Here is a 972-nt window from a genome sequence, read left to right as displayed (position 1 = left end):
TATAACGTTCGTTTAAACGTTCTTCAGAAGCTTTAGCGTATGAAGCCATCCAATCAAACTCTAATTTTCCAAATAAATGCTCGCCACCTAAGCTGTAGTTTTGCATGCGCTGATCTTCTAATCGGGCATTTTTATTTCTATCATTATCAATACCACCTTTAGTTTGTCTTTTTACTTCAACAGGAAACATGGTTGGTACATTATTGGTAATTGTAAAATCGCCTATTTCAATATCTTCAGCATCTAAAATTTCATGTTCTAATCTGTAACGGTTTTCTCTATCGTCTCTCCAGTTATACATAGACTTTAAATACACTTTGTTATTGGCATTGAAAGCATAATCTAAATTTACCGAAAAACTTCTGCGAATACGTTGTACTATATATGTTCTTTGCTCAAACACATTAGCGTATGGGTTTACTTCCATTTCAACCTCTTCATCAGTGTTAGCATCATAATATGCAAACTCATCAGTCCATTCAGCTTCAATATTATCTGATCCGAAATCCGAATCGTTCATAGATGCTGAAGCCATCCAACCAAACTTTCCGTTTTTAGATTTATCGCCAATTAAAAATGAAGCGTTAACAATACGTTTATCTGTTATAAAATTAATACCCGAGCCAAGAGTTGCAGCAGCTCTAAAACCGTTTGGTGATGTTCTTGTAACTAAATTTACAGAGCCTCCAAGTGCATCGGCATCCATATCTGGAGTTACAGCTTTATTAACTTCAATAAGTTGAATCATATCTGAAGGAATAAGATCCATTTGAATGTTTCTGTTATCGCCTTCAGCCGACGGTATTCTACTACCATTTAAAGTAACAGAATTTAATTGAGGCGCTAAACCACGTACAATAACGTTACGTGCTTCACCTTGATCAACCTGCATAGTTATACCTGGTATACGCTTAACGGCATCGCCAATATTAGCATCTGGGAATTTCCCTATTTGATCTGTAGACACAACAT

At 35.8% G+C, this 972-nt stretch carries 1 protein-coding gene; it reads right to left on the bottom strand.

The window, feature by feature from the left end:
- Window positions 1–972 (bottom strand): TonB-dependent receptor plug domain-containing protein (locus FUA24_RS00615; protein WP_148539609.1); only part of this gene is annotated, 972 nt, incomplete at both ends.

The sequence above is a fragment of the Seonamhaeicola marinus genome, from assembly GCF_008085455.1.
This window is presented reverse-complemented; position numbering and strand designations above follow the sequence as displayed.